General features: G+C 67.8%; 8 protein-coding genes. All 8 read left to right on the top strand.

Annotated features, from left to right (window positions below; translation table 11 throughout):
- The first annotated feature begins 369 nt into the window (after positions 1–369).
- The gene (locus tag FJY88_03075) at positions 370–2,607 is read left to right on the top strand and encodes a M23 family metallopeptidase (protein MBM3286323.1); all 2,238 of its coding nucleotides are present in this window, start codon (positions 370–372) and stop codon (positions 2,605–2,607) included.
- A 12-nt stretch (positions 2,608–2,619) separates the two neighbouring features.
- The gene (locus tag FJY88_03080; protein ID MBM3286324.1) at positions 2,620–3,582 is read left to right on the top strand and encodes an acetyl-CoA carboxylase carboxyltransferase subunit alpha; all 963 of its coding nucleotides are present in this window, start codon (positions 2,620–2,622) and stop codon (positions 3,580–3,582) included.
- 100 nt (positions 3,583–3,682) lie between these two features.
- The gene (locus tag FJY88_03085) at positions 3,683–3,880 is read left to right on the top strand and encodes a Trm112 family protein (GenBank protein ID MBM3286325.1); all 198 of its coding nucleotides are present in this window, start codon (positions 3,683–3,685) and stop codon (positions 3,878–3,880) included.
- Complete coding sequence (locus FJY88_03090; GenBank protein ID MBM3286326.1) at positions 3,873–7,991, top strand: hypothetical protein; 4,119 nt, start codon at positions 3,873–3,875, stop codon at positions 7,989–7,991. The genes FJY88_03085 and FJY88_03090 overlap by 8 nt, the downstream gene beginning before the upstream one ends.
- Before the next feature lie 426 nt (positions 7,992–8,417).
- Entirely contained in the window at positions 8,418–10,559 is a 2,142-nt protein-coding gene (locus FJY88_03095) for a VacB/RNase II family 3'-5' exoribonuclease (protein ID MBM3286327.1), read from the top strand.
- On the top strand, positions 10,556–10,957 hold the full coding sequence (locus FJY88_03100) for a PilZ domain-containing protein (protein MBM3286328.1): 402 nt from the start codon (positions 10,556–10,558) through the stop codon (positions 10,955–10,957). The genes FJY88_03095 and FJY88_03100 overlap by 4 nt, the downstream gene beginning before the upstream one ends.
- Positions 10,958–11,178: 221 nt before the next feature.
- On the top strand, positions 11,179–12,219 hold the full coding sequence (locus FJY88_03105; GenBank protein MBM3286329.1) for a PorV/PorQ family protein: 1,041 nt from the start codon (positions 11,179–11,181) through the stop codon (positions 12,217–12,219).
- 251 nt (positions 12,220–12,470) lie between these two features.
- Positions 12,471–13,301: hypothetical protein (locus tag FJY88_03110; GenBank protein MBM3286330.1), on the top strand; the 831-nt coding region annotated here is incomplete at its 3' end.

A 13,301-nucleotide genomic window follows, 5' to 3' on the forward strand; every position in this document is an offset into this window, starting at 1 on the left:
TCCTTCCAGTCTGTCTGTGGCCTGCTCCGGCCTGCCTGTCGCCGAAGCCGCACTCGCCCCGGCTGGCTGCAAGTGGCGTGCCGCGGAGGCCGCTGCTCGTGCCATCGCGACAGGCTCCGGCGCGAGGTAGAAAGAGGCCGTCGCAAGAGGGCGGTCAAAGCGGGTATCTTTCGGCAGTATCTCAGGAAACGGATTCTCGGGAGGCGGCGTTTGCTGAAGCGGCACGGACGGTCGAGGCGGTTCCTGCAAGAGGAGAGTGCAAAACCCGAGCCTCCCTCGAGGCCTCAGGCGCAGAATGCAATCGCGGGGCCATCGATTTGCACTTGGCAATGCGCACCGCTGATGGCGGCCCTCGCCGTCGGATGCGGGGTGGCCGGCGCCTCCCCAGCCGCGCTCCTGCGACCCCTTCCGGAGGCGATCAGTCCCTCGGCCACTCATGGAAGGATCGCGGGGGGGACCTTCCATCAGGGGATCGATCTTTTGACCGGCGGGAGGGAACTGCCGGTTGCCGCGGCGTCGGACGGCGAGATCGTGCGTGCGCGGATCGGCGCATCCGGCCATGGGAAGGCCGTGCACCTGCTTCTTCCTGACGGGCGAGAGATCCTCTATGGCCATCTGTCCTCCTTCATGCCGGCTTTGGAGGAGTCCTGCCGCGCGATGCAGTGGAGGTCGGGACGCATGGAGATTGACTGGAGGCCGCCGGCAACCGCCTTCACCGTGCGCCGCGGAGAGTGGATCGGGCGGACGGGCCGGACCGCCGACGGCCGTTCGCTCTTGCATGTCGAGATGCGTCTGGGCGGCTCTCTGGTCGACCCGCTGCGCCACGGCTTTGCCTGGCCGGACACCTCACGGCCGCGCATCGGCGCGATCCGCTTCGTCCCGCTGGGACCCGACGCCCGGGTGGACGGGAGCCTGCGCGCCAAGTCGATCCAGCCTGCCGACGGGAGACGGTCGCTTCTGCCGGCGACCTCTCTCTGGGGGCCCATCGGAATCGAGTGCGAGAGCTGGGACGAGATCTCGGGACAGCGCACGCTGCCCGCCGCCGTTCTGTTGGATCTGGACGGCGCGCATCGCTTCACTCGGGACCTTGAAACCGAGATCGGCGAGATCGCCTGGATCTCCGAGCCGCCCGAGCCGGGCCCTTTCAGCGCGAGCGTTCAGCGGCTCTATGAAGAGGGGCGGGATCGACGCGGATGGCTGCAATGCGGAACGGAGCTGCCGGCCGGAGATCACGGGATTCGAGTCATCTGCCGCGATGCCCTGGGGAATGCCGATACTGCGGCCGTGGGGGTGAGGGTTCAGCCGAATCCGCGCGTCGACGAGTGGATGGCCCGTCCCCTGAGCAGGGGAGGGTGGGACATCGCCGTTCATCTGCGGACCCACGGGGGCGAAGACCTCGAGCGAACCAGATTGTGGGTTGATCTGACCGAGGATGGGCTTCGCTTCCCCATAAGGACGCTCCTCGGCCACATCGGTTCAGGGTGGTATCTGGGAGAGCTCTCAGCCGTGATCCCATCGGGAGCGATCGGACTGCGGGTGCGCGTGCACACTCCCGGTGGACTCGAAGTCTGGGGTCCCCCCCTGAGCCTTGCGCCCAGCGGGCTCTGCGCGACGGGCGCCGTGGGTCCGCCGGAGATCTCCGTCGCGCCGCGGTGGCTCATGGCGAGCTTCCGCGACGCTTGCCTTTCCTATCGCGAGCCGGAGGCGGCCCTCCTCCTGCCTGGGCTGGTCGTGCCCTGCGCGCTCCTTGACGTCCCCGATCTCGGAGAAGCGGCTGTGTGGCGATTCGCCGGTGAAGGGCCCGCGACTGCGGGAGGGATCTCTCCGCGCTTCGTGCTGCGCGTCGAGGACGACACGCTGGAGTGGCGGCTTCCCGGCGTCGTCGCCGCGAACGACTGGGACGATCTTCTCTGGAGGAGCCCGGACGGCGCGTTCACCATGGAGGCCCATGCCGGCACCTTCCTCGGACCCGTCTGGCTGCAGTGGAAGGACGGCGAACCGGAGGAGGAAGGAGCGCGCCCGATCAAGGAGGCCATGCGCGGGCTTCCCCCCTCGGAAGAGCGGGAAACGCTCGCCCCGCGCAGCCGCCGACACGCGATCGAGCCGCGGGGGATCGATCTTGGCGGCCCCTTCCGGTTGAACCTGCGTCCGACCCTCCCGCCGGCGAGCCCCGAAGAGGCCCGGCGCCTTCTGGTGTTTGGCCGGTCGGAGACCGGTGGCCCATGGGAGGTGCGCGGCGGCGTCTGGACTGGGAGCGAGGTGGCCGTGGTCGTCGATCAGCTCGAGGAGTGGATCCTCCTCGAGGATCGGACCGAGCCGTGGATCTACGCGATGGAGCCTTCGGATCTGGAGAGGCGCTCCCATCCGCTGAGCGGGATGAGCGCCCGGATCCGGGAGGACGGCTCCGGGGTTCTCCCGGGGGACGTCGAGGTTCGCCTGGATGGGCATCGCGTTCCGGCGAGCTGGAGTCCATGGTCGAGAGCCGTCTCCGTGGACCTTGCGGAGCCGCTCGCGCGCGGTCAACATCGATGGGACGTGCAGGTTACGGATCGTGCCGGCAACCGTGCCCGGCGATCCGCGGCCTTTGTGGTGATCGCGGAACCGTAGCCCGGAGGAGCGATGGAGACGGGGTGGCTCGACTTTGAGAAGCCGATCATTGAGCTCGAGCAGAAGATCGAGGATCTCAAGACGGTGTCGGACAAGGGGGATGCGGAGACATCGGATGAGCTGCGCCGCCTCGAGGCCGAGGCGGCGCGTCTCCGCGCGGAGACATACGCGAGCCTGACCCCCTGGCAGAAGGTCCAGATGGCGAGGCATCCGCGGCGTCCTTACACGCTGGACTACATCCAGCGGCTGTTCGGCGAGTTCGTCGAGCTGCACGGGGATCGCCGCTTCGCCGACGATCGCGCCATTGTGGGCGGGATCGCCCGCTTCGAGGGACGCCCCGTGATGGTGGTCGGACACCAGAAAGGGCGGACCACGAAGGAGAATCTCGTCCGCAACTTCGGGATGCCGCACCCGGAGGGATACCGCAAGGCGCTGCGGCTGATGCGCCTCGCGGAGAAGTTCGGCAATCCCGTCGTCTGCTTGGTGGACACGCCGGGCGCCTATCCAGGCGTTGGCGCGGAGGAGCGAGGTCAAGGAGAGGCGATCGCGAGGAACATCCTCGAGATGGCGGTCATCCGCGTGCCGATCGTTGTCGTCGTGATCGGCGAAGGCGGCTCGGGAGGGGCCCTTGCCCTCGCCGTGGGAGATGAGGTGCTGATGCTCGAGAACGCGATCTACTCGGTGATATCGCCCGAGGGGTGCGCGGCGATCCTCTGGAAGGATCAGGCCAAGGCCAAGGAGGCGGCGGAGGCGTTGCGCCTGACCGCGCGGGACCTTGCCTCTCTCGATGTCGTGACTCGGATCGTCCCGGAGCCTCTCGGCGGCGCCCACCGAGATCTCGAGGCGATGTGCGAGACGCTGCGGGGCGAGCTGAGGCGGAGCCTCGGCAGACTGTCCTCGCTGGCCCCGGACGAGATGATCAAACATCGGCAGGCCGCCTACAGGCGCATGGGGGTCTTCGCCGAAACGAGCTGACCCCTTCTCTTCGCCCCGAACGAGGAGGGCGCGTTGACCTTGAGGGGCGTGGTTGCTAGGTTGAGTTCGAGCCGCGCTTGCGGCCGGGAGAGGAGACGGGATGCTCGCGAAGGAACTGCTGGACATTCTTGCCTGCCCGAAGTGCAAGGGGGCGCTCGAGTACGACACAGGCCGCCAAAGGCTCCACTGCCACGCCTGTCGGCTCTCTTACCCGATCCAGGACGACATCCCGATCATGCTGATCGACGAGGCGGAGCCCTTCGACTCCGGCACGGCGGGGGCGGCGGGAGATGCCTGAGGCAACGCTCAGGACTCCGCTCGCCTTGCGGCAAGCGCCGGCCCTGACGGCCGCCCTCGCCCTCCTTACGGCCGGCCCGGCCGGCGCCTTCGAAGGCGTCGATGATCTAGCGTGCCCGATGGGGGAGTGTGCCTTTGTCCTGCGGGTGGATCCGCCCGCGCTGCGAGTAGTGAGCGACGACGGCGGTCCCCCTCGGGTCGAAGCGGACGGTTTCGTCTCGTCCGGAACGGGCTGGCTCCTTCCGGCCCGTTCGTTCTGGGTTGGCATTCCGCGGGAGGGGAGCGTCGCGATCGACGTGGCCCCGCTGCGGCGCCAGGCGGTCGAGATCCCGGGCGGGTTGCCTCCGCCCGCCATCGCCGCGCTCCCTGAGGCGTCGGTTTCCCTGGGGGATCCGACGTGGATGCGCAACCAGCGGGTCGTCCCCGTGGTCTGGACTCCGCTCGTGAGGAGCGCGGCCGGCGTCGCGTGGGAAGGAGATGTCCGGGTGCGCCTTCGATTCCTGGGAGCCGGCGGAGAAGACCGGGCTGAGCCTGGGGACGCGTGGGAGGGAATCTACCGAGATCATCTCTTGAACTACGAGCAGGCCCGCGGCTGGCGCCGCGCCGATGCGCCGCGGCCGCGCCCGCGAGGCGACTTCTTCTCGACCACCTCGAATCCCTGGTTTCGGATCGAGGTCACGGCGGCGGGGCTGTACGCGATCGAGGGGAACGCCCTGCAGGGCGCGGGCCTTTCCGATCTGGGTGCCGTCGATCCGTCCCGCGTTCGCCTCTTCACGGGAAGGGGCGTGAGTCTGCCCGAGGCGAAGTCGGTCCTGGAGGTTCCGGCCTGGCTGGACGAGATCGCAGTCCTCGTCGAAGGGGGGGAGGATGGCGTGTTCGACCCGCAGGATCGCATCCTCTTCTGCGGGCTCGGTCCCGACGGCTGGTATGCCGACTACGGATTGGAGGATCGCCCTTACGAGCGGTATCGCAGCGACGAGTTCTCGAACGTCAACACCTATTGGCTCTCCTGGGGGGAGTTCAGCGGCGCCCCCCGGCGCTGGCTGACGGAGGACGGCTCGAGCCACCCGTCGCAGCTTGCGACACAGGGGACGCATCGAATCCACTTCGAGCAGAACGAGATCTGGGATCCCCAGCCCAGCGAGCTGCTGGTTCGCGGCATTCCCTATCCGGAGACGCTGCCCGCTTGGGAGAAGTGGCACTGGCTGCGGCTGATCGCGACCGCGGGCGGCGGGCGCTCGCGGGTCCGCTTCCGTCTCGACGACCCGGCGGCCGGAACCAGCGCGCGGCTGCTCGCCCGCTTCTGGGGCGCGAGCTGGGACTACTCGACCAATCTGCGCGACCACTATGCGCGGATCGTGGTCGGCGCCGACTCCAGCGAGGTGGCATGGGACGATAGGTTTCATCAAGATCTGACCCTCGATGGGCTCGATCTCGGCGCCGGGGAACGCGACCTGTTCCTCATCGCCCCATACAAGGAGGATCAGAACCCGCAGGTGGTGCGGCAGGATCGGTCCTATCTGAGCTGGTTCGAGATCGACTACACGCGTCGCCTGCATGCGCGAGGCGACAGCCTCGACTTCCGTGTCGCGGCGGGGAGCGGGCGAGTCGGCTTTGAGATCTCGGGAGTTTCCGACACAAGTCGCGCGACTCTCCTCGATGTGACCGACCCGCTTCAGGCGACGCGGATCCTCCCGCGGTTCGTATCCGACGCGACGGCCTACCGGCTCAGGTGGGGCATGGACGCCGACGCCCAACGGGAGCGGCACATCGCCCTCGTGGACCTGGCTCGCGCCCGCGCTCCGTCGATCGAGCTCGACTCGGCTCCAATCGGTGGATACCTCCGGGAGCGGGTCGAGCCTGTCGACTACATCCTGATCGCCCACGCATCCCAGATGGAGTCGGCCGGTTCCCTGGCGGCGTGGCGCGAAGTGAACGCTCCCACCGAAGAGGGATTCCGCGTGGCCGTCGTCGATGTGCAGGACATCTACGACGAGTTCTCGGCGGGGAGGATCGACCCGACGGCGATTCGCAACTTCCTGCACCATGCCTATCTGAGCTGGAACGGCGGCGATCCGGTCGACTCTCCCTCCTACGTCCTGCTCCTTGGAGACGCCGCCTACGACTTCCGCAACCGCCTGGAGCAGGGAGTCATCCTGACGGTCCCGAGCTATGAGGGATACTTCGACCCCAACCTGCGCCGCTCGATCTACTCGGCTCAGTTCGCCTCGGATGACTGGTTCGTTCTCTTCGATCCCCACCCCGACCCGACGCCGGAGATGATCATCGGCCGTCTTCCCGCCGACACGCCTCTCACGGCATCGAATCTGGTCGCGAAGGTGCGCTCGTACGAGACCGGCCAGGATCCGGGGGCCTGGCGGCAGCGATTCACTCTCGTCGCGGACGATGTCTGCCAGGGGCTGCAGTGCGACTACCCGCTCGTCTTCACGCACATGAACCAGACGGAGGGCTTGGCCGACGCGACACTGCCGACGGCCCTGGAGCGCGACCGGATCTACCTGTACGAGTACGGTTCCGAGTGCATCTACGACCGAAAGCCCGCCGCGGCGAGCGCCCTTCGCAGGAGCATCGACAACGGGACGCTGGTCGTGAACTACACCGGCCACGGCAGCGATGTCCAGCTGGCGGACGAGAAGATCCTGGAGATCCCAGGAGTCAGCAGCATGGCCAATGCCGACCGCCTCTTCTTCTTCCTCACGGCATCCTGCTCGGTGGGCAAGTTCAACATGGCCGGGGATGGGCTGGGCGAGGCCCTGATCAAGCAGCCGGGGGGAGGGGCGATCGGCGTCCTCTCCGCGACCTCCGTCGCCTATTCCGGGCCCAACGCGGAGCTGAACCGCCAGTTCTTCGATGCGCTCTTCCCAGGTCGCGTCACGACCGGGCGGCGCCCCGTCGGCGAGGCGCTTGTCAGCGCCAAGCTGCGGATGGGCAGCGCGGCGGCCATGGACAATCGACGATATCCGCTCCTCGGCGAGCCGGCGATCCGTCTGGCCGTGCCCTCGCTCGCAATCCGCCTTTCCGTCGAGAGCGAGCGGCTGAGCCCTCCGGCCGCGACCGACACGATCCTGCGCGCGGCCCGGGTGATCGTGCGGGGGGAAGTGACCGACGGGGAGGGCCGGCTGCAGGAGGACTTCGCCGGGCGGGTGGACTTGCGGATCAACGACTCCGAGGTCGCCCGCGACGAGACGGTGCAGTGTCGCGATCTGACGTATCGCCTCTCGTACAACTTGACCGGCGCCTCCATTCTCCGGCTGCAGGTCGAAGCGAGCGGGGGGCGCTTCGAGACGTCGTTCATCACTCCGGCGGTGCTTCGTTCCGGGCAGAAGGGATACGCGCAGATCTATGCCTCCGCGGCGGCCGCCGATGGGAGGCTCGCCATGGGGGGAGTGGACGGGGTCGTCGTCCTCGAGAACGAGCCGATCCTCCAGGCGGATGGAGAAGGGCCGCGCATCGTCCTCGAGACAGAGGGGAATCTCGAGAGCCTCTCCCCCGGAGCGGTCTGGCGCGTGACCCTCTCGGACAGCAGCGGGATCAACATCACGCAGCTCGTCCCGAGTCGCTCCATCATCGCCCGGATCGATGAGGGAAGCAGGCTCGTCCATGTCGAGGATCTCTCTTCGCTCGTCAGCTTCCCCGAATCGTACGAAGAAGGGCGGCTGGACTTCCGGCTGCCGGACTGGCTCCCGACCGGGCGCGGGTATCGGCTGACGGTCAGCGCTTCCGACAACCTCAATCAGGGTGGCTCGGCCTCTGTCGAGTTCTTCCTCGAGGGGGCGGGGGCGGAGGATCTCGTTCTCGCGCGGGTCTGGAACGTGCCGAATCCGACCGATGGAGCGACGACCTTCTTCATCGACATGACCCAGAGCGCGGAGATCGGGATCAGGATCTTCACGATCAGCGGAAGGACCGTGCAGGATCTTCGTGTCGGTCGACTGGCCCCGCTGCAGGCGTCGTCGGAGGGGATCTACTGGGACGGGCGTGACGCCGACGGCGACCTGCTCGCCAACGGCGTCTACTTCTACAAGGTCGAGCTTCGCGGCGCCGGGGGAGAGAAGAGGGAGCGGGTCGAGCGGCTCGCCGTGCTGCGCTAGTACGTTCAGATCAGGCATTGAGGGCGGTAGCGGCGAAGGTCTGCTGGGCTCAGGACGTGAGCCGGGTTCGGGGTGCCGATCTTGCGATGGAGGCGCTCGGAGCGGCCCCGGGGGGAGAGATCGGTCTTCATCCGGGGCCGTTGACAGAGGCTTTCGGGCGCTGATACACTCCGGAGGTCTTTATGCGGCGCTGCGGTGCGCCCGCGTACGCGACGCGGGGATGGCGGCGCGAAACGAAAGGGAAGGAAACGAGGGTCGATGGGGAGCGGAAAGAAGCGGAAGAGGAAGAAGATCGCGACGCACAAGCGCAAGAAGCGGCTGCGGAAGAATCGGCACAAGAAGCGGGTCCGCTAGCGGATCGACCCTTCCGGGCGTGGAGATCTGCATGAAGCTCCGAGGCCCCCTGAGCGGGCCTCGGAGCTTTCTATGCCTCTCGGGGCGTGGGAGGATGCCTGCATGAGACGATCGGCGACGGTCACGGGAGTCGTGCGCGGCACCCGGCAGGGTTTCGCCTTCCTGACCCCTGATGCAGGAGCAGAGGATCTCTTCATCGCGCAGGAGAATCTGCATGGCGCGATCCACGCGGACCGCGTCGAAGCGACGCTCACGCGCCGATCGCCGCACGACTTTCGCTCCGAGGCGGTCGTCGAACGGATTCTGGAGCGGACGCGCCCCCTGATGACGGGCAACCCCGTCAGGTTGGCGCGGAGCTGGTTCGTCGTTCCGGATCAGCCGGTGCTGCCCCCCCGGATCCGCCTGCTGGCCGGAGCTCAGAGGATCGTCGAGGGGACGAAGATCCTCTTCCGGTTGGCGGAGGGCGCGCCCGGAGGGACGCTCGCCGCTCGATTCGAGGGAGTGCTGGGCGACGCGGAGGACCCGGCCCTCGATGCCGTGGTCGTCGCGACGGCTTTCGGGCTGAGAACGCGCTTCCCGGACGCGGCCATCGACGAGGCGCTCGCCGTGTCACGCCGCGACGACCCCGAGGAGATGGCCCGCCGCTGTGCCTATCGCGGCCGCTTCGTGCTGACGATCGACCCGGAGACGGCAAAGGACTTCGACGACGCGGTCTCCATCCAGAGGAGCGCCGCAGGCTATCACCTGCAGGTCCACATAGCCGATGTCTCCTGGTTCGTGGAGGAGGGGGGCGAGATCGATCGCGAGGCGGCGTTGCGCGGCACGAGCGTCTACTTCCCCGGAGGCGTGATCCCGATGCTGCCCGAGGTCCTATCGAACGAGACGGCGAGCCTTGCCCCGGGCTGCGATCGAAGGGTCCTGACCGCGGAGATAGACCTCGACGGGGAAGGGGCCCCGTCTTCGGTCCGCTTGCGGGAAGGTCTGATCAGGAGCGAGGCGCGGCTGCATTACGAGCAGGCCCAGTCGATCCTCGATGACGGGATGGATGACAGCGAGCCAAGCCGCTCCCTTTCCATCATGGCGGATCTGGCCGCCAAGCTGCGGCGCCGGAGACTCGCGGAGGGGGGATTCGACCTCTCCATTCCCGAGACGGAGGTCGAGCTCGACGGCGGCGGGATGCCGGTTGCCCTCCGCCGCCACCGGACCCTGGAGACGAACCGAATCATCGAGGAGTTCATGATCCTGACGAACCGAGCCGTCGCGAGGTTCGTCGCCGACCGATTGATGCCACTTCTCTTCCGGGTCCACGAGGAGCCCGATCGGCGCGCCCTCGAGCAGTTCGGGGAGATCGCGCTGACTCTCTATCCGGGGGCCTCGGGCCGCGACGTGGAGACCGTCCCGGCCCTGCGCAAGTTCCTGATGGGTCTGCCTGAGGACCCTATGCGACGGATCCTCCATGGCTTCTTCCTGCGGAGCCTCAAGCAGGCGGTCTACTCGCCGACCGACACGGGGCACTTCGGCCTCGGCATCGATCGCTACTGCCACTTCACGTCGCCGATCCGGCGGTACCCGGATCTCTTCAATCACCGCCTCGTTCGCTGGCTGCTGAAGAACGAGCTGCCGGGACGCGTCGGGGCGACCCGAGTGGCCGGATGGCGAGATAGGGCGGAAGCGCTTGCGACCGCCTGCAGCCGGACGGAAAGGACCGCCGAGCGGGCTGAGCGGGAGATCGTGCGACTCAAGGTCCTCCGGTGGGCGGCCGCGAGACTCGGGAAGGAGTTTCGCGGGCGGGTCGTAGGGATGGTGACTTCGGGCCTCTTCGTGGAACTCGATGAGTTTCCCGTCGAGGGTTTCGTTCCCCGTGCTACATTGCACGCGGGGGCGAGACTGGTCGAGGACCGGCTGGCCTTCGTGGAGAAGCGCAGCCGCTGGGAACTGAGGCTGGGGGACGGCGTCTGCGTGCAGGTGGCGCGCGTCGATCTGCGGGGGCGGCAGATCGACTTCAGGCTCCTCCCCGATCGTCCGGGCAGCGGGAGGAGGGGGGCAGGAGGTGCCGCGGCGGGTTCGATGGGCGCCCAGGTCGGCCGCGCGGGGAAGAGCGGGGTGCGCAAGAAGGAACCTGGTCGCGATGGAAGACGGTCCCGCCGGTCCGTTGCCGGCAAAAGCAAGAGGACGGTCCGTCGACCCCGCAGGGGGGGAGGAGGACGGCGATGATCTGGGATGGAAAGATGGAGCGGCGCGGCCACCGACGGGCGGCGATTCGGATCGTGAGCGAGTTCGGCGATCCGGGCTCGGCGACGAGGATCGAGACGGTTGACTTCAGCGCCAGCGGGGTGAGCTTCTGGCTGAACCGGCCGATGCAGACGATGACAAAGCTCGCACTTCGTTTTGAATTCCCGGAATACGGAAACGGGGAGGCGCGCGCGGTGAGCGCGGAGGCGATCGTGGTCAGGTGCCAGAAGGACGCCGCCCCGGAGGGCCGGTGGATCGTCGCCGCGGCCTTCACCGGCCTGTCACCCGCCGATAGGGAGTTCATCTCCTCGTACGTCGACTGGCACCATCGGATGGGCATCGAGGGCTCGAGCGACCGGCTGGCTCCGGGCACGGGATAGACCGTCCTCCGGCTCGGCCGGGCGGTTGACCTGCGCCAGCGACGTCCTTAGAATTCTCAATAGAGGCCGCTGTCCGTGTGTGAGGGGAGAGCTTGCACGATACCAGATTCCGTGTTCTCGGAACTTGAGGCGGAGCGGATGTGTTTAGCGAGCGTCCCAGATGCGGTCAGACCGGTTTGGATGGGGGTTAGCCGCCGGAGCGGCCCCGTGGAGAGATCCGGATGAATGCTCGTTACAGACGAGTGGCCTTCCTCGCCGCCGCGATCGTGCCTCTCGGCCTGGCTTGCTTGGCCGCGCCTGCCGGGGGGGAGAAGTACGCGGCGGAGTTCCTCCGGATCGGTGTGGGCGCCCGGGCTCTTGGCATGGGCGGGGCGTTCACCGCGGTGGCCGACGATGCATCGGCCGCCTACTGGAATCCGGCGGGTCTCGGGAGGATGGGGGAGTCGGAGATTCTCTTCATGCACGCCGAGCAGTTCGGCTCGCTCGCGACGCATGACTTCTTCGGGTATGTCCAGCCTCTCTGGCACGCGGGCGGGAGCCCCAGGTCATCAGTCGGGATCGCGGCGGTCCGCTTCGGGGTCGACGACATCCCGATCACGCGAGACGGATGGATCGACGCCGACCGCGACGGGCGCGCCGATCCTGACGAGATCGATCCCTCGCTCTTCCGCAAGGGGAGCGATGACGAGTGGGGAGTCCTCTTCTCCTACGCGCTCGCGATGGGCGGCCGGTGGAGCGCGGGAGGGAACCTCAAGGTTGTGCGGCAGGGGCTGCTCCAGAACACCTCTTTCGGGATGGGGGTCGACCTCGGCCTCCTCTGCGCGGCGAGGCGCGATCTCACTCTTGGTCTCAGGCTCTCCGACATCACGACGACGCAGGTTTCATGGGACACGGGGACTCGAGAAGTGGTGAACCCGTCCGTCACGCTCGGCTCGCGATGGACAGGCCAGGTCCCTGGAATCGGCGGGGAGCTCACGGCGGCGCTCGACATGCCGGTCACCTTCGATGGTCGCGCGACGGCGAGCCAGTTCTCGCTTCGCGATCCAGGCATCGACAAGACCGGACCCGGAATCGGCTTCGACCTCCTGGCGGGATTCGAGTACTGGCTTGCGCGGGTCGCGGCCTTGAGAGTCGGCTCGAGCGCAGGGGAGTGGACCGCCGGAGCCGGAGTCCGCTATCGAGGCATGGGCGGGGACTATGCCTTCCTTCCTCATGACGATCTGGGCGACACCCACAGGGTCTCCGCCTCAGTCCGCTTCTAGGCCCCGATCCCGAGCGTTGGCGCAAAACTGGCCGCTGCACGGCCGGGTCTGCTCAATTCCTGCGTGCTCCGCAAGGACCAAGGGGGGAAGCACTGGCCTCTCCTTTCGTCGTCGCCCTCCTAACGAATAGCATGACAATGTGTTAACGCAGTTGGTCCGACCGCGATCGGACCGGGCGCGCTGGCACTCCCCTTGCGCCACCATCCTCTGCTTGCCCCATCTCCGGCCGAGGGGCGGGCGGGAGGAACCTCATGACCCAGCAACCGGACGGATCCGTCCCGATGCGGATCGATCTCGCCAGCTCCGAAATCGAGGGAGGCGACTACATTTCCTGGGTCGACCCGGAGCAGGTGATCGCATGCGTCGCGGCCGCCCGGCCGCGCTCCTCGTTCGCCCGCTACCTGGAGCCGCGTCTGGCCGACCTCGACGCCAGCCTGGGGGCCGGGACTGAAGGAGGCTCTGGCTTGCCTCCGCGCGTTCGCACGCTCCTGCTCCGCCTGCGGCAGGCCCACGCCCGGATCTTCCGTGAGAATCAACTCGGAGCGCAGGAGCCCCGCAGCGTCCGGCTTGCGGTCGCCGTCGTCGAGGAGGGACGGACCTACTTCCTCAAAGCGACACGGTGCTGGATCTTCCTCCTGCGCGACGGAAGCGCGCAGCAGGTTGGCCCCGAGCCCGAGGCGGGCGTAGAGGGGGCCGAGACGCGAGGTCTGGGCAGCACCGACCGCATGAGCGTCGCCGTGACGTCCGTTGACGTCCACCCGAACGACGTGGTGGTCCTGATCGCCGCCGAGACGGGCGAGGGTGTCAACCACCGGGCCGTGACGCGCGTCTTCGAGCAGAGCGTCGACCTCAAACGGGCCTGCGACGGCCTGGTCAACCTCTTTGGCCTCTGCTCGAGCGGCGCGGGCGCCGTGGCGATGCGGTTTGTCCCGGTCGGTCAAGGCGGCATCCCGGCGAATGGCAACTCCATTCTCCGCGATATCGCTCAGGATCTGGTCGTCGACTCTCGCGACGCATTTCCAATCCGAGAGGCGGGCGCGCGCTCGAATCGAGAAGCGGAGGCGGGCTCGGATCGAGAGACG

The organism is Candidatus Eisenbacteria bacterium, assembly GCA_016867495.1.
In the GTDB taxonomy this organism is placed as follows: domain Bacteria; phylum Eisenbacteria; class RBG-16-71-46; order CAIMUX01; family VGJL01; genus VGJL01.

Bases quoted from the DNA above. Each gene is read 5' to 3' on its own strand.
- FJY88_03080 (MBM3286324.1), top strand. From the start codon at position 2,620: ATGGAGACGGGGTGGCTCGACTTTGAGAAGCCGATCATTGAGCTCGAG.
- FJY88_03085 (MBM3286325.1), top strand. From the start codon at position 3,683: ATGCTCGCGAAGGAACTGCTGGACATTCTTGCCTGCCCGAAGTGCAAG.
- FJY88_03090 (MBM3286326.1), top strand. From the start codon at position 3,873: ATGCCTGAGGCAACGCTCAGGACTCCGCTCGCCTTGCGGCAAGCGCCG.
- FJY88_03095 (MBM3286327.1), top strand. From the start codon at position 8,418: ATGCCTCTCGGGGCGTGGGAGGATGCCTGCATGAGACGATCGGCGACG.
- FJY88_03100 (MBM3286328.1), top strand. From the start codon at position 10,556: ATGATCTGGGATGGAAAGATGGAGCGGCGCGGCCACCGACGGGCGGCG.
- FJY88_03105 (MBM3286329.1), top strand. From the start codon at position 11,179: ATGAATGCTCGTTACAGACGAGTGGCCTTCCTCGCCGCCGCGATCGTG.